The following is a 16516-nucleotide window of genomic DNA, read 5'->3' on the forward strand; positions in this document are numbered from 1 at the left end:
CATGATGCGGCGCCGATTAAATCCTGCTGCGCTTTCCAAGCTCAGTCATGTTATCACGCTGGATGTACGGTTTTCTGAGGTTGATTCTTTGGGCATGGTCTGGCACGGTAATTATATTCATTATTTTGAAGTAGCGCGTGAGGCCTTCGGAAAAAAATATGGGTTGGATTATACCAGCCTTATCAATGCCAAGCTGGTTGTACCGGTGGTGGAAGCCCAGGTTTTTTACCATTCACCCGGCAGGTTGGATGATCGCCTGGAGATCACGGCCTATTTTATCTATCATGAATCATCCAAATTGGAAATGTATTACGAGATTTGCCGTGCTTCGGACCGGATATTTCTGGCAGAAGGCAGAACCCTCCAGGTTTGTACCACACCCCGAGGCGAGCTCCTGATTACCAAACCTGCGTTGCTTCGCACATTCTACGACAAATGGGGACCGGATTTTAAATGACAGGATGTCGGATAATCGGCATGGGCGCAATCGCGGGATTGGGAAAAAACCGCATTGAAGTATTTGAACAATGGCGTCAGGGGAAGACCGCGATTAAATCCATGACGCGGTTTGATGCGCAGCGCTACCAGACCGGCCTGGCGGCCGAGGTGGACCCGGCGTGGGCGACGCCGGGCACAGCATGGATTGAAAGACTTACGCTGACAGCTTGTCAGGAAGCGTTGGCAGATGCAGGCCCTGAGTTTGCAGCGGTTGCTAAAACCGCACGTGTTTTATTTGTTCTGGCCACGACCAAGGGAGATCTCACGGGTATTGAGCAAGGTGTGCAGCATCCGGAGAAAACACCCGTCCACGCGCTCGCATTTATGGAAGCGGTTCGTCGCAGTCTGCCTTTTGCAGTTTCTTTCCGGGTGATCTCATTGGCATGTGCCTCCGGCGCTGCCGCGATTGCCCATGCATGTGAAGCTTTGCAAGCGGATGAGGCGGATGCAGCTCTGGTGGTTGGGGTCGATGTCCTGTCTGATTTTGTGCTCACCGGTTTTTCATCTTTAAAATCTTTGGATACGAAAGTTTGCCGTCCGTTTGATGCCGCGCGCCAGGGGCTTTCTCTGGGTGAGGCTGCTGCTGCTGTGTTAATTGCCGGACCGGGCAAAGCAACCACCCTTGCCACCCAGGGGCATGTGTTGGGGTGGGGATTGGCCAATGATGCGGTGCATCTGACAGCACCGGCACGCGATGGGCGCGGTCTGATCGCTGCCATACAAAAAGCGCTAAAAAAAGCAGAGGTCGAAAGGTCCCGCATTGGATACATCAATGCCCATGGTACCGGGACGTTGTACAATGATGCCATGGAGGGCAAGGCCATTGCAGCGGTGTTTGACCGCCAACGTGTTCCGGTTTCCACGATAAAAGGCAGTTGCGGACACACCTTGGGAGCAGCCGGTGTTTTGGAAACCGTCATGACAATGATGGCGCTTACGCAGAAACAAGCGCCGCCTACGGTTGGCTTGACCAATCCCGGGATTGAAGAGAAACTGGATTTTATTATTGATCAATCTCGTGAGCTATCCGATCTTGGGGCGGGGTTGTCACTTTTTGCCGGGTTTGGCGGGTTCAATGCGGCGCTTGTTTTATCTTTGGCCCGGAAGGGGAAGGATGCGGTTTGATGCTTATTTATTCTGCGGCCTATTGTACAAATAATGAAATCGGCAGGATGGGTGAAACCGGGAAAAAACTTTCGGAAAAGCCGGGGACACTCCCCAAATGGGCGCAAGTGTTTTCCAGCGTTTATGAGCGCTACCCGCGGCTTGATCCGTTTTCTCAGGGTGTTGCGATTTTAGTGGAAAAAATGTTGGGCCGGCCGCCTGTCAAAGAAAATATTGGCGTGGTACTGGCAACAGCAACCGGATGTCTGGAAGCGGATCAGGAGTATTACCGCAGCGCGGTGGCGTCGCCTGAACTGGCCAGTCCTAAATTATTTCCCTATACCCTGCCTTCGGCAGGTTTGGCTGAGGTGATGATCCGCTATGGGATGACCGGTCCTGCGTTGGTGATGTGGCAGGAAAAGGCATTGGCACCTATGATCAGTCAGATAAAACACTGGATTGAGAACCAAGAAATTGATTCGGGGATTATCGTATCGTGTGATATCGGTCTGTTGCACGGGATGGAAGGCTTCGCGCTTCACATCGGACCGGAGGTCCGGGACCAACCACTTTTGGACATCCGGGCCTATTCCACGCAAGATATGTTGGCCGCCATTTTGGCGGGAAAAATAGTGTCGAGAAATGATTGACGCAAGGAGAGACGAATGGAGCCATTGATACAGGAATTGAAAGAAAAAATTATTGTCACGTTCAATCTGGAACACATGACGCCTGACAAGATTGATCCTGAGGCACCGTTGTTTGTGGAAGGCTTAGGGTTGGATTCGATTGATGCGTTGGAACTGGCGGTGATGCTGGAAAAAGATTATGGCATCAAGCTTGAGGATATCACCGTAGGACGCAAAGTGTTCCAGTCCATACGCACGATTGCGGAGTATGTTACGCAGAAGCGTGGATGATCCCGGGAGCAGCGGAATGTCTAAACCAGACATCCCACTGCCAATGAATCAAGTCGCAAGTGTGGATTGGTTTTTTGCAGGAGCATGCCGGAGAGTGTTTTTTTGTTTTTAAATAATATAAAATCCGGCATAAGCGCATGGCCGGAAGGTGACCTGTCGCGGAAGAAGTTGTTGGAGAAAGGATCGCGGAGCTTGAGCAATTCCGAATTTCCGTAATTTTATTTTGCTTTTTAATTTTTTAACGTGGGGATATCTGATTATGAAGGATCAAATATGAACGAAAAAAATCAGTCGCAATTTATTATTTACCGAATCGCAACCGGTGAGACGAAGATTGATGTCCGGTTTCAGGATGAAACCGTTTGGCTGTCTCAGCAGTTGATGGCCCAATTGTTTCAAACAACAAAACAAAACATAAGTTTGCATATCAAGAATGTGATGGAGGAAGGCGAGCTTTCAGAACGAGAAGTTGTCAAGGATTTCTTGATAACTGCAGCAGATGGTAAATCCTATCGAACTAAATATTATAACCTTGATATGATTATTTCTGTAGGATATCGCATTAAGTCTAAAGTGGCGACACAATTCAGGCAATGGGCGACACGGCAATTACGGGAATTTATCGTCAAGGGCTTTGTTTTAGATGATGAGCGGTTAAAAAATCCTGATTTGCCGTTTGATTATTTTGATGAGTTGGCGCGCCGTATTCAGGATATACGCACGTCTGAGCGGCGGTTTTACCAGAAAATTACGGATATATATGCTACCAGTGTTGATTATGACCCTACAGAGGAAATGAGCATTGCGTTTTTTCAAACGGTTCAAAATAAGATGCACTGGGCCATTACCGGGCAGACAGCGGCAGAGATTATTCATTTCCGCGCGGATAGTAAAAAGAAGGATATGGGATTGACAAATTGGCGGGGAACAAAAATTCGTAAAAACGACACAGAGATCGCGAAGAATTATCTGAGTGAGGACGAGCTGGCAGCTTTAAACAATCTTGTTGAACAATATTTAATATTTGCGCAAGGACAGGCCATGCGGCGTGTTCCAATGTATATGGAAAATTGGATAAAAAAGTTGGATGGTTTTATGCATATCAATGAAAGAGAGATATTGACGCATGCGGGAAAAATATCTCATGAACTCGCGCTGGATAAAGCAGGAAAAGAGTACGGAATGTATGCTCGAAAAAGAAAGCTTGTTTATGATATGGAAGGGAATGATTTTGATGCTCTACTGGATAAGACAAAGCAGTTGACACATAAGAGCAAGAAAAAAGTAAAAAAGAAAAGATAAGAAGAATGCTAATGCCGTCCTATGATTTTGACAAAATTAAGTTTGCGACTGATGAACCGACGTTTAAGCGTGCGGTGGGTTTGTATACGAGCGGGAAAGTGACCGGCGTCGAACAGGTGGGCGGCGATTATTCTGCGATTGTTTTGGGAACGGTTCCTTATCATGTTCGTGTATCGGCACGCAGCTATCAACATGGCGATTGCACCTGTTATCTGGGAGAGCGGGATATACTTTGCAAGCATATCGTTGCTTTGGCAATTTATACGGTCATGGCTGGGAAAAAATTAAGCGATCATGATAAACAGCTTTCTTATCATATTGTGTGCAGCGGGCGGCGCGGGGTTTTCAAAGAAAACGAATTAACAAAAATTCGAAAAAACATTACTGACGCTGTTCAATGCATTAAGCCCTATCGCGGGTCATCACGAACATGGTTTGCAAATCAGGATTCTTTAGGTGAAGGGTGTCGTCGGTTGTCAACGATTGTTTCTGATTTTCCGGTCAGCATGCAAACAGCTGATGTTTTAGTTAAATTGCTCATACGTCTGGAAAAGAAAGTATGTTTTGGCGGTGTGGATGATTCGAATGGCATTGTCGGTGGTTTGGCAGGGGAGCTGGTGGCATTGCTGGAAGTATTTGTGAAAATTGATCCGCTCTGTATTCAAGCGTTTAAGCCGCTTTGCAGGAAGGAATCCTGTTTTGGTTGGGAAGAATCACTTGTCCGTATTTTTGATGAAGGTGGAATTTGATGCACACTGAAATTGCCATAACCGGTATCGGGGCAGTGACAGCATTGGGTGGCAGTGCGGCGGAAACATTCACCGCTCTGTTGGCGGGTAAACGCGGATTGGGAAAACTGGACCTGTTTGAGTCGCCACGCTACCGGGATATTCCCGTCGGACAGGTACGCTGCTTGCAGAATGCTGATTTACAGGTGAGTTCCTCGCGTACGGAGCAACTCGCGGCAAAGGCCTGCACTGAGGCGCTGCTTCAATCCGGCCACACGCTTTTAGCGGATCGGAAAAATCCTGAGCGCTGGGGTGTTTTTGCCGGTACCACGGTCGCCGGCATGTTGGCCACAGAAAATTATTTCCAGGCTGTCTGGTCCGGCCGGCCCGGGGATGCCTCGGTGCTGCGCCGGCACCCGTCATCCTCGCTCTCGCTTTTTCTTTCTAAAAAATTTAATATGCAGGGCTGGGTCACCACCCTTTCGACCGCCTGTTCTTCAGGTCTCAATGCACTGGTTTTAGGAGCGGAAATGATTCGGGCAGGACAGATTGATAAAGCCCTGGTGGTGGGTGCTGATTCTTTGGCTAGAATTGTTGTGAATGGGTTTGGCGCACTCCTGATTGTTGATGCCAAAGGAGCCCGCCCATTTGATCAGGACCGTCGCGGACTTTCTTTGGGAGAAGGCGCCGGTGCCGTGGTGCTGGAAAAAGCAACGGACATTTCAAGCGCATCAACCCGGTGTCTGGGATTCGTAAGCGGATGGGGTAATACCTGTGATGCCTATCACGCGACCGCACCGGAGCCGGAAGGCCGCGGTGCACAGGCAGCCATGGCCAAGGCGGTGGCAAAGGCGGGTTTGGCGTTGAGTCAGATTGATTATATCAATGCGCACGGAACCGGGACACCGGACAATGATCTGGCAGAGAGCCGGGCTTTGGAAAAATTGTTTGGCGCACAAGCGATACCGTTGGTTTCATCAACCAAAGGCGCTTGCGGACATACCTTGGGCGCAGCCGGTGCGATTGAAAGCGTGATCTGCGTGCAAACACTGCTGCATGATCAAATGCCGGGAACGATTGGCTGTCAACAACCGGATGGCAACCTGTTGCTGCAACCGCTGCTGACAACCCGGGGTCAGACAGTACACGCTGCAATGAATAATTCTTTTGGTTTTGGCGGGAACAATACCAGTGTGGTTTTTGAAAAAGGAGATCACTAGCATGTTGGGAATAGATGGCATAGGGTTTGTTCATGCAGCCGGGGTTGATTGGGAAGGTATTTGGCAGACTCTGGCAGACCCGCATTCCCGGAAAAGTATCAAGGTGCTGCCGGAAGGGGATGTGGAAGGTTTTTTTGTGCCGCCCTTGCCGCAACCCGCAGTACCCAATGGACGCCGTTTCAGTCCCTGGCTGAAAATGACATTGGCTGCCGGTCAATCAGCCATGCAAAATAGCACCGGGTCTTGGGAGGAAACTTCGCTGGGGGTTATCGGTGCGACATCTCTGGGATCGCTGCAGCATACGGCGGCATTTGTGGAGAACATGATTCGCAATCAGGAAGACGGACCGCAGCCGGCTAATTTTATTCTTTCGGTACACAATGCAGCCACGGCCCAGGTGGCGATCGCGCTCAAGGCAAAAGGTTATAGCAATACAGTGAGTCATGATGGAACTTCTTTTGAACAGGCATTGCTGATTGCCCAGTGTCAGGTGGCGCAGGAACCGGAATCCGGATTTGTTGTGTTTGGTGCGGATGAGTGGATCCCCTTGCTGCATACAGCACGCCTGGCAAGCTGCCGAAGGCGTCCCGATCTTCAACATCAATCCGGCTGGGGCAGGTGCGGGAAGCCGGACTTGGCAGGCAATTTTTCGCTGCCTGGCGAAGGTGCCGCAGCGTTGCGGGTCGGAAAGCCGCAGCCCGGACAGGTTTGTATAAAAACGGTTTGTTTGCGCTGTTTTGCAGCTATCGCAAATGACACCCAAGCCCGGGCCGCATGGGTCGAAGAAAGCATCCGTGCCGCCGGTCTGGGATGGGATGCCATTGATTTAATTATGACCCCGGACACAAAGTCGGGTATTCTGGAAACAATACGTGAAGCCGGAGACATTCCTCAGATGGCATGCGGGCAATGGCTGGGAACGTTTGACACTGCCAGTGCCTTTGTCATTGCGATTGCCGCAGCCTTGTTGAAAACGCCGGAGAAACGATTGGATATGCTTCCAAAGAAGTTGAGGACTATTTTAGTGATCAATGAAACCGCAAACCACAACTGCGCTGTCACCGTGGTGGGACGATGACGAAATATCATGGTGTGATGGCCGTCGCAGTGCTAAGTGCCATACTCGTTTTATTGGGGATGCCGTTCAAGGTGTTGGCATTATCCGGGCTTTTTGTGGTGGTGATTTTGATATTGGCAGCGGGATCGATTTTTCCGCAGATACAATTTTATTTGCCGGTGACAAACGGTATTCGTACTTCAGAAAAAGTGGTTAGCCTGACATTTGATGACGGCCCGGACAAAAGGGTTACCCCCGAGTTGCTGGAACTTTTAAAAACAGAAAAAATTCCGGCAGCTTTTTTTTATATTGGCCGGGCCTGTGAGGCCAATCCTCAGCTGGTTCGCAAGACAATGCAGGCCGGCCATCTGTTGGGCAATCACAGTTTTGGACATTTAACATATTGGGCGTTTTTACCGGCGGCAGGTATTCAACGGGAAATCGAGCAAGCCAATCAAGTGCTGTTTCGTATCACAGGACAGTTGCCGAAGTTTTACCGGCCGCCGTTTGGTGTGACCCGGCCCGGTCTGGGTGCGATTTTGAAACGTTTGGGAATGACATGCATCGGATGGCAGGTGCGGGCACTGGAGGGATTCAAGCCGGATCAGGAAAAAATTTTGCAGCGGATTGTCCGGGGCGTGCGTCCGGGGTCAATAATTATGCTGCATGAAAGTTATTATGGGCGTAAAGAATTTGATGCGGCGGCGGTGGTGGCGCGTACCCGCAAAATGATTGCAATCTTGCGGGAAAAGGGCTATCGTTTTGTGCGGCTTGATCAGTTGTTGGAGATCGAGAAAGGAAAAGAAGTATGAGAGTGATGCTGGCGAGACTCGGATGGATCGCGGGGGTGTTTTTTATTTTACTGGGACAAAGCGCAGCAGCCCCGACCGGAAAGATATTGAAAGATGGGACGCCTGCGTCTGCGCCTTCGGCAGCCTCGACCGGAGAAATAGTGAAAGATGGGACGCCTGCGTCTGCGCCTTCGGCAGAGGACATGCAGATGCTGGAAAAAATTCATCAGGCGACTGCGCAGATTGAGGCGCTCTCGGCAGATTTTCGTAGTGTCAAGCAGGTAGCTTTTTTAGAGGAGCCTGTTTTGACACAGGGGCGGATTTTTTATGCACGTAATCAGGGAATACGGTGGGAAATTTTAAAACCCTATCGCATTGCCTTGGTATATAACGGCAGCAATATGTACCATTATTCTGCTGCTTCGAATAACCAGTGGGAAAAACAGCCTGCTGATTCCGATTTGGTATTGCTGGAAGTCATGAAACAGCTGCAAGCCTGGTTTTCCGGAGAGGCTTTCGGGATGCATGATATGTATGTCATCAAAATTGTATCCCGTGATCCGGTGCGGGTGGTATTTGTGCCCCGGCATTCGGGAATGCGTAAAGTTTTGTCTGAACTGGAATTTGTTTTTGGCAAAGAGCTCTTTGTGGTGGAGAAGCTTAAGATCATGGAAGGCTCCGGCGATATGACCACGATTCATTATCAAAATATAAAAGTGAATCCTGAAATTGAGAAGACACTTTTTCAATGAAGCGTTTAAGTTGTTATGTGATTTTTTGTTTGTTGTTGATAAGCGGCTGTGCGACATGTCCGCATGTCCCGGATGAAAGCCCGGTTGCGGTCAGCTGGCCGGGGAGTTTTCAGGCAGACTATCTTTGGGAAGGTGATGTCGAAAATGTCAGTCTGACCGTCCAGCCCAAGCTGGTACGCTTTTATGTGCGCAATCAAACAGCTGTACGCATTCTGGCATTTAATTTTTTGGGTGCGACGATTTTGGATATGACGCTGCAACGATCAGATGCCGGAAAAATAAAGTGTATTTATCATATCGGTTCCGGCCATTCGCTTGCCAAGTGGATGGCAAAGATGACCGGGCAGCTTTTTTTTTCATGTCCAAAATGGCGGGGATGGCAGTGGCGGAGGGATGACTCTGTAAAGCAATCCGGCGTGCTAAAGACATTGGTTTTTACCCGTCGACAGCAGCAACGCCAATTAACAGTACATCAGGTACATATCGGTCCTGTGGCAGACACACTTTTTCAGAAAAAGCCCCGGGCAGTTCAGGAGTAATAATCGTGAAAACAATTGTTCAGGATGTAACCCAAGCATGTAAAAAAGTCATCACCCCGACGCCGCACACACATACCGGATCATTTACCTTTGATGCCGGGTTGCCGGTGTTTAAGGGACATTTTCCAGGCCATCCCATTGTGCCCGGGATTTATCTGCTGGAATGTGCGAGCCGGACATTTCAACGCGGCGAAGGAAAAGGTATGCGCGTTGTTCAGGTAAAGCAGGCCAAGTTTATGGCACCGGTCCATCCGCCGTGTGAAATACGTGTAAGCGTTTCCGGAGAATTCACCGGAGAGTTGTGGAAAGTGGATTGCGAAATATATCAGAGTGAGACCGTGGCGATGACTGCACTTTTGGAAATAGCGGAAATGGAAGACACGGTAGCATAGCGCCTGTTTTTGCAGGGATGTCGTACTCCTATAGGATAAGCAATAAGGAAACAATTGTGAAAAAATTTTCTATAAAGTCAATAATCTCTTTGTATTTAATGCCGGTTTTCCTGTTTTTATCTATCGGAGCACAAGCACAAGAAATTGTGTTTTTTCCGGATAAGGATTTTCAGTTCCAACCACCGGCCGCAAATTTTCGGAGTATGCGTACGAGTTTGCGTACTTACTGGAATCATCAGGCACAGCATTTATTTGAACTCCAATTGGGTGATGGCTGGGGTTTGGTGCAAGGACCCACCTGGACGGTGGAAGGCCGGGCAGGGATCATAGCCCGGTTTGATACAAAGACAGCCTCTTTTTTTCTGGAGAATACTGATTTGATGGGCGGACTGGCTGCCCAATGGCAAGCCGGACCCGGGGTGTTGGAATGCACACTGTATCACCTGTCTGCCCATCTGGGCGGTGATGTGGTACAAGACGGCTTGCGTGAGCAGCGCAATGTGAGTCGTGAACAAGCTGCGCTGTTGTATTTATGGAACCCGCGGGAAACGTTGCGTATTTATGCCGGGCCGGAGGTTATTGTGCGCGCGGACCCGGCGTGGATGCGTGGGCGGACAAATTTTCAGTTCGGTGTCGAATGGATGCCGGCACGCTGGGTGGCTGCGGTACACTTGCTGGCTCACGGTGATTATGTAAAAGATACGCTTGATATTACCTGTATGACCGGATATGATCTTTCACCGTCTGGTGCCCGGGTGAAACAGGTCCTGAATATTTTTGTTTTTCGGGGACACAAACGGGCAGGTCAGTACGAAGGCGAGATTGAGACCGCCTGGGGTGTGGGGATTTATTTATATTGAATCATTCTTGTCTAAATTAAGTAATGCCGTAGGTGATAAAGCCTTCCAACCGGTTTGGTAACAGGGTTTAGGACAGTAATGATAGTGAGCAGGGTGTTGATATGCAGGAAAGCAGCATATATGAATTTCAGCTGGGGTATTTTGTGACGATGGCAGGATTTTTGCGATGAAAATTGCGGTTGCACTTTCCGGTGGTGTGGATTCCACGACCGTTGCCAAACGTTTGCTGGACCAGGGGCATGAGGTCATTGGACTTACTATGCAGCTTTGTCCTGATCTTTCAGGTATTCCGGCAACCCCTCAAGCAATGGCCAAGGCACAGCCTGGCTTGCTGGAGCACGATTGTGCGACTTGTGTCGCTCCGTGTGCCTGTTTAGACGGCAGGGCGGTCGCGCAATCGCTGGGCATTCAGCACGAACTGCTTGATTTTCGTGATCAATTCGAGACGCTGGTGATCAAACCCTTTGTTGATTATTTTTCGCAGGGAGTGACACCCAATCCCTGTGCTTTTTGCAACCAAGCGATAAAGTTCGGTATTTTGTTGGACCACGCTCTGGCACTTGGGGCTGATGCCATGGCAACCGGACACTATGTAGACCTGGACACTTCAACCGGCCCGCAGGTGCTCAAACGCGCCAGGGATAGGGCCAAGGACCAGACTTATTTTCTTTCGCTGGTGCCGCACCAGCGCTTTGAACATGTCATGTTTCCACTTAGCGAAAGCACCAAGCAGGAGGTCTCTGCGCAGGCACTCAAAACCGGTTTGGTGGCACAGCAGACCGGGACAAGCAATGAAATCTGTTTTTTACGTGAATTAAGTTATGTTGATTTTTTGCGCCACCGTGTTCCGCAGGCGTTTATTTCCGGAGACATTGTCGACTCGTCGGGCAAGAAACTTGGCAGGCATAACGGTCTTCCGCATTTCACTATCGGGCAGCGGCGGGGGATCGGGATTGCCGCGCGTCACCCGCTTTATGTGGTCAGTCTGAACACGCGGGAAAATCAGGTCGTGGTCGGGCCGGATGAGGAGCTTTTTATTACCTCGCTTACGATTCAGGACGTCAACTGGGCAGGCCCGCGTCCGGTACAGGAAATAGACGTGGCGGCAATGATTCGCTATCGGCAAGAACCCCGTTTGGCCAAACTGACGTTTACCGGCCGGAGCAATGCTTGTCTGGTTTTTGATCAACCGATTCGGGCGGTAACCCCGGGTCAGGTGGCGGCGTTATATCGCGAGGACAGACTTATGGGCGGCGGCATTATTCAATCCGCCGGGAGGGTGACATGAACCCGGCACGTGAAAAAACAGCTGAGCAGACCATTGTGCTGGTGGGCGCCGGTCCGGCGCATCTAACCGTTCTGGCCCGGATGGCCGCATTTCAGGCAGCCCCTATCCGGTGGGTCTTGATTGATGCCAATCTTTTTTATTTTGTTCCCCACATGACAGCTGAAGTGATGAGCGGTTTTTACGGATTGGATGATTTTCACATCGACCTTAGGATTTTGGCGGAAAAGAAACAGATTACGTTTATTCATGATGAGGTTGTTAGCTTGCTTCCACAACAGAAAAAACTGATGACAGCAGCCGGCCGGATGCTGGATTATGATCTGGTTAGCTTTGAGACCGGGGCTGTGCCGGTTGAACAGGAAGACGACGTGCCGGCGGAAGGAAGTTTTGCGGTTCGGCCGGTTAAAAATGTGCTCCAGATACGCAATGAGATTGAGACATTGCTTGAATTATTTCCGAAAAAGCAGATTGATATTGCGGTGCTGGGCGGCGGCATTGCGGGTGTGGAATACGCCATCAACATGTCGGAAATTTTACAACAAAGACAACCGGAGTCAGGATGGCAAGTTTATTTAATTGAGGCACAACCGGAGATACTGCCCGGCTTGCCCAAACCGGCGATTGCGGTTGCCCGGAAAATGCTCCGGGTCAATGATGTTGAGATCAGAACACAGGCGGTGGTGCAGCATGTTCAGTCCAATCGTCTGGTGCTGGAATTCGGTGAGACCATTGACTATGATTTGGCGGTGGTGGCAACCGGTCAGAAAGTTTCTGATATATTTAATCAGGCATCGCTGGGTACGGATGAGCAAGGCGCGTTGAAGGTTAATCCGACATTGCAAAGTGTGCTTCACCCGGAAGTGTTTGCGTGCGGAGATTGCGCCCAGGTCGTCAAGGTCCCTGCCGAACGATCAGTTGCGCAGGCGCTTCAACAAGGGGCGCTGCTGGCACATAATTTACCGGCTATGGTTTGCCGGACACCGCTGAAGACAATGACACCGCAGCGCAGGTTCCTCCGGTTTATTTCCCTGGGAAATACCAATGCGCTTTGCATAGCCGGGCGCTATGTTTTTTCCGGTTCTTGGGTCCTTTTTTGGAAACGCCGGCGTGAGCAGCGTCTTTTGAAGCGGTTATCGTGCTAGCGCGAACACGATGGGCGTGAGCCCATCGATGAAGCGAGTCGATATCGCCGGAGGCGAACATCTTTCGACAAAAAAGCAACGGGCAGCCTGCCCGGCGTATGCCGGGTAAGCCCGTGGATTTTTATCACAGTAGAGGCACGGCATCCCGCATGCACCCTGCATTCGTACCGTCGGCCGATATAATTTTTTTCTAGTGTAAAGGATAAAGAGGGAATCGTCATGAGCTTGGGAAATATTATTGTAAAAGGTGCCAGAGAGCACAATTTGAAAAATATTGATGTACAGCTGCCGCGCAACAAGATGGTGGTGATTACCGGGTTGTCGGGTTCCGGCAAGTCATCACTGGCATTTGATACCATTTATGCCGAGGGGCAGCGCCGCTATGTGGAATCATTGTCTGCTTATGCCCGGCAATTTTTGGGACAGATGGAAAAGCCTGATGTGGACAGCATTGAAGGCTTGTCTCCGGCAGTTGCCATTCAGCAAAAAAGCGGCTCTAAAAATCCGCGTTCTACGGTGGGGACGGTTACCGAGATATACGATTATCTCCGGCTGCTTTATGCCCGTATTGGGCAGCCCCATTGTTATCAGTGCGGTCGGCCGATCAAACGTCAAACTGTTCAGGAAATTGTGGACCAGGTATTTTTGCTTCCGGAAAATGAGCGTATTTTGATCCTGGCACCTCTGGTCAGTGCGCGCAAGGGTGAATATCACAAACTGTTTGATGGTTTGAAACGGGAAGGATTTGTCCGGGTGCGGATAGACGGCACAGTGCAGGATTTAGATGAGCCGATAAAACTGGATAAAAAAAAGAAGCATGATATTGAAGTTGTGGTTGATCGGTTGGTCATCAAGCCGGAGATTACCAAACGGCTGGCGGATTCTTTGGAGACCGCACTGAAACGCGGAGAAGGTACGGCATTGGTCCATCGGGTTGACAGCAAATCAACCGCGACCGGGAAAAAGAGCCATCACCGTGCAGGGCGTAATCAGGCGACCATGATTTTTTCAGAAAAGTATGCCTGTGCGCATTGCGGTATTTCTTTTGAAGAAATGGAACCCCGCATGTTTTCGTTTAATTCGCCTCAGGGGGCCTGTCCCGCCTGCACTGGATTGGGTGTCAAGATGGAGGTCGATCAGGAGTTTATTATTGATTCGGAATTAAGCCTGACAGAGGGTGCCGTTTTACCCTGGAATTCACAGACAGCGTATATCTATAAAGCCATGCTCGGATCTGTGGCCAAACATTATGGGTTTTCTATGGACATGCCCTGGAAACGTCTGAAAGCCGAGCACCGAAAAATTATTTTGCACGGATCAGGTGATGTTCGTTTGCCGTTTAAATTTCGCGGCACAGAATCGTCCTATAATTATGTTGGTAAATTTGAAGGGGTTATTCCGCGCACCGAGCGGATTTATCAAGAAACCGAGTCGGATTATATACGGGACGAAATTGCAGAGCGGTATATGCAGATCCGTGCCTGCAAAGCATGTCAGGGCAGACGGCTCAAGCCGGAAAGCCTGGCAGTCACCATCCAAGGTAAAAACATTATTGAATTGACCGAGCTCTCGGTTGAAAAGGCTTGCCGGCATTTTGCCGCAGTAAAATTAAATGCGCGGGAGAAGACGATTGCCAAGCAGATATTAAAGGAAGTCAGCGCGCGTTTGGGATTTCTTTCCAATGTCGGTTTGGGATATTTAACCTTGAATCGTACCACCGGTTCTTTGTCCGGCGGTGAGGCACAGCGTATTCACTTGGCCACCCAGATCGGTTCTTCCCTGGTAGGAGTCCTTTATATTTTGGACGAGCCTTCGATCGGACTGCATCAACGGGATAATCAGCGGCTGCTCAATACGCTGATGCATTTGCGGGATATTGGTAATACCGTCCTGGTGGTGGAACATGATGAAGAGACCATGCGCCAGGCGGACCATTTGGTTGACATGGGTCCGGGTGCCGGCATCTGGGGCGGGGAAATTATTGCGCAGGGAACACCGGCAGCTGTGATGAAAAACAGCCGCTCTTTGACCGGACAGTATTTGATCGGGAAACAGATGGTACCCATTCCCGCTCACCGGCGACCGGCCAAGAGTGGAGAAATCGTGCTCAGCGGCGCGAGTACCAATAATTTGAAAGATGTTGAGGTGCGCATTCCGTTGGCAACTTTTGTTTGCGTGACCGGGGTTTCGGGATCAGGTAAAAGCTCGTTGATTCAAGAAACCCTGGAACCGGCCTTGCGGCATTTGATTTACCGCAGCCGGATCACGCCTGCGGGGTATAAAAAAATCACAGGTGTCGAGCACCTGGATAAAGTCATTGATATTGATCAGTCGCCCATTGGGCGGACACCGCGCTCTAATCCGGCGACGTATACTACTGCGTTTAATGAGATTCGTGATTTGTTTTCAAATACACCGGAGGCAAAAGTCCGCGGCTACAAGCCCGGGCGATTTTCATTTAATGTTAAGGGTGGCCGCTGTGAAGCCTGCAACGGCGACGGCATTATAAAAATTGAGATGCATTTTTTACCGGATGTCTATGTTCCCTGTGAGGTCTGCAAAAGCAAACGGTATAACCGGGAAACCCTGGAGGTCCATTATAAAGGCAAGACCATTGCGGATGTTTTAAATATGATTGTTGACGAAGCGCTGGAATTTTTTGCCCCGGTACCTAAACTCAAGCGAATTTTGCAGACGGTCTCGGATGTTGGACTGGGATATGTTAAATTGGGGCAGTCGGCAACCACCTTGTCCGGGGGCGAGGCACAGCGCCTCAAGCTATCCTCTGAGCTGGGCAAACGTTCCACCGGCAGAACACTCTATATTCTGGATGAACCGACAACGGGGTTACATTTTGCGGATGTGCATAAACTCATTGAGGTGTTGGATCGTTTGGTGGATGCAGGCAACACCGTCGTGGTCGTGGAGCACAATCTGGATGTGGTAAAAGCGGCGGACTATGTGATTGACTTAGGACCCGAGGGCGGTGATGCCGGCGGTGAAATTGTGGCTTTCGGCAGGCCCGAAGAGGTTGCCGGATGCAAGCAGTCGCATACTGGAAAGTATTTGACCCGAATTTTAAAAGGAAAATAGGCGGGCGGCACGAATTTAGGCCGGGATTGTTTTTAAGTTGGACTGCTTTCGGCCCTGTGCTATACTCTCCCATATTGACGCCGGGGCTCTCTATAGAATTCAAAAAATGGAGAGCGGGGGTTCGGGGGCGAAGCCCCTGAATCGGATAGGAGGGGCCAGCAGAACGCATCGGCGTTCGCGTCGGGGGAACCTGCGGTTCCTCCGAAAGCACCGCTTTTGGTGGAGGCAATATATGGAAATCGACAAAGATATTGAAAAATTTATTGCCACCAATGTCAACTCTCTGGTTATGTGGGAGTTGTTGGTTTTTTTATGGAATAATCCCGGGATTACAGATAATACCGAGGGAATTTCCGCACGCCTGGGCCGGCGTTCTTCAGATTTGAAAGAGCCGTTGTTGACGTTGTGTAAAAATAAGATTCTGCAAAAATGGGGAGATAATGATGACCCGGTTTTTGTTTACCAACCTTCATCCAAATTGGAAAAAGCCATCGAGAAATTCGTTCAATTCAATAACAGCAAACAAGGTAAACTGATTATTTGGAGTCAATTGCTCAAACACGGCATGCGTTAGTGGTCGCTTCATCGAATTATGTTGCCACGTGATTGTGCTTGGCGTTTTTTTACCGATCAGGCTTCCCCTGCAGGATAAATAATTTGATTCCAGTCTTTCTTTCGGTATGCAACGTCCCTGTTTTCCCTGGAAAATTATCATCTAGCTTGATACTGCCCGGCGAAATGCTGCTGTAGGATAAGGGATTGTGAATTGTAATTACAAGTGCGACAAATTGGGATAAAAAAGAGTCCCTCGACTCAAGAAAACTGATAAT

The 16516-nt window shown here is 49.7% G+C and carries 18 protein-coding genes; 17 read left to right on the forward strand and 1 reads right to left on the reverse strand.

Going from position 1 to position 16516, the window contains the following annotated elements; translation table 11 throughout:
- The first annotated feature begins 1 nt into the window (after window position 1).
- From K8S19_04455 to K8S19_04535, 17 genes are all read left to right on the forward strand, one after another.
- Entirely contained in the window at window positions 2-457 is a 456-nt protein-coding gene (locus K8S19_04455; GenBank protein ID MCD4812923.1) for an acyl-CoA thioesterase, read from the forward strand.
- Window positions 454-1623, forward strand: coding sequence for a beta-ketoacyl synthase (locus tag K8S19_04460; protein MCD4812924.1), 1170 nt, complete (start codon window positions 454-456; stop codon window positions 1621-1623). The genes K8S19_04455 and K8S19_04460 overlap by 4 nt, the downstream gene beginning before the upstream one ends.
- Window positions 1623-2252, forward strand: a complete 630-nt coding sequence (locus K8S19_04465) for a hypothetical protein (GenBank protein MCD4812925.1) — start codon at window positions 1623-1625, stop codon at window positions 2250-2252. Before K8S19_04460 ends, K8S19_04465 begins: the two co-directional genes overlap by 1 nt.
- 15 nt (window positions 2253-2267) lie before the next feature.
- Window positions 2268-2522 (forward strand): acyl carrier protein, encoded by a 255-nt coding sequence (locus K8S19_04470; GenBank protein MCD4812926.1) that lies wholly within the window; start codon window positions 2268-2270, stop codon window positions 2520-2522.
- Between the two features lie 273 nt (window positions 2523-2795).
- The gene (locus tag K8S19_04475) at window positions 2796-3824 is read left to right on the forward strand and encodes a virulence RhuM family protein (protein ID MCD4812927.1); all 1029 of its coding nucleotides are present in this window, start codon (window positions 2796-2798) and stop codon (window positions 3822-3824) included.
- An 11-nt stretch (window positions 3825-3835) separates the two neighbouring features.
- Window positions 3836-4573 (forward strand): hypothetical protein, encoded by a 738-nt coding sequence (locus K8S19_04480; GenBank protein ID MCD4812928.1) that lies wholly within the window; start codon window positions 3836-3838, stop codon window positions 4571-4573.
- Entirely contained in the window at window positions 4573-5772 is a 1200-nt protein-coding gene (locus K8S19_04485) for a beta-ketoacyl-[acyl-carrier-protein] synthase family protein (protein ID MCD4812929.1), read from the forward strand. The genes K8S19_04480 and K8S19_04485 overlap by 1 nt, the downstream gene beginning before the upstream one ends.
- Before the next feature lies 1 nt (window position 5773).
- A complete protein-coding gene (locus tag K8S19_04490; protein MCD4812930.1) occupies window positions 5774-6850 on the forward strand; it encodes a beta-ketoacyl synthase chain length factor in 1077 nt (358 codons plus the stop codon).
- Complete coding sequence (locus K8S19_04495; GenBank protein ID MCD4812931.1) at window positions 6847-7641, forward strand: polysaccharide deacetylase family protein; 795 nt, start codon at window positions 6847-6849, stop codon at window positions 7639-7641. Before K8S19_04490 ends, K8S19_04495 begins: the two co-directional genes overlap by 4 nt.
- Window positions 7638-8372 carry an outer membrane lipoprotein carrier protein LolA gene (locus K8S19_04500; GenBank protein MCD4812932.1) on the forward strand — a complete coding sequence of 245 codons (735 nt, stop codon included), beginning with the start codon at window positions 7638-7640 and terminating at the stop codon, window positions 8370-8372. The genes K8S19_04495 and K8S19_04500 overlap by 4 nt, the downstream gene beginning before the upstream one ends.
- Entirely contained in the window at window positions 8369-8911 is a 543-nt protein-coding gene (locus tag K8S19_04505) for a hypothetical protein (protein MCD4812933.1), read from the forward strand. The genes K8S19_04500 and K8S19_04505 overlap by 4 nt, the downstream gene beginning before the upstream one ends.
- Window positions 8912-8916: 5 nt before the next feature.
- Window positions 8917-9303: a hypothetical protein gene (locus K8S19_04510; protein MCD4812934.1), complete on the forward strand. Its 387-nt coding sequence runs from the start codon at window positions 8917-8919 to the stop codon at window positions 9301-9303.
- Window positions 9304-9506: 203 nt separating this feature from the next.
- Window positions 9507-10163 (forward strand): DUF1207 domain-containing protein, encoded by a 657-nt coding sequence (locus K8S19_04515; protein ID MCD4812935.1) that lies wholly within the window; start codon window positions 9507-9509, stop codon window positions 10161-10163.
- Window positions 10164-10329: 166 nt separating this feature from the next.
- Window positions 10330-11451 (forward strand): tRNA 2-thiouridine(34) synthase MnmA, encoded by a 1122-nt coding sequence (gene mnmA, locus K8S19_04520; GenBank protein ID MCD4812936.1) that lies wholly within the window; start codon window positions 10330-10332, stop codon window positions 11449-11451.
- Entirely contained in the window at window positions 11448-12593 is a 1146-nt protein-coding gene (locus K8S19_04525) for an FAD-dependent oxidoreductase (GenBank protein MCD4812937.1), read from the forward strand. Before mnmA ends, K8S19_04525 begins: the two co-directional genes overlap by 4 nt.
- Window positions 12594-12812: 219 nt before the next feature.
- The gene (uvrA, locus tag K8S19_04530; GenBank protein ID MCD4812938.1) at window positions 12813-15686 is read left to right on the forward strand and encodes an excinuclease ABC subunit UvrA; all 2874 of its coding nucleotides are present in this window, start codon (window positions 12813-12815) and stop codon (window positions 15684-15686) included.
- Between the two features lie 232 nt (window positions 15687-15918).
- Window positions 15919-16260 carry a hypothetical protein gene (locus K8S19_04535; protein MCD4812939.1) on the forward strand — a complete coding sequence of 114 codons (342 nt, stop codon included), beginning with the start codon at window positions 15919-15921 and terminating at the stop codon, window positions 16258-16260.
- Between the two features lie 49 nt (window positions 16261-16309).
- On the opposite strand, the gene K8S19_04540 is transcribed toward K8S19_04535, so the two are convergent.
- The coding region (locus tag K8S19_04540) for a hypothetical protein (protein ID MCD4812940.1) at window positions 16310-16516 on the reverse strand (207 nt) is incomplete at its 5' end.

It is taken from the genome of bacterium (assembly GCA_021108215.1).
In the GTDB taxonomy this organism is placed as follows: domain Bacteria; phylum Oederibacteriota; class JAAXVQ01; order JAAXVQ01; family JAUVAV01; genus JAIORK01.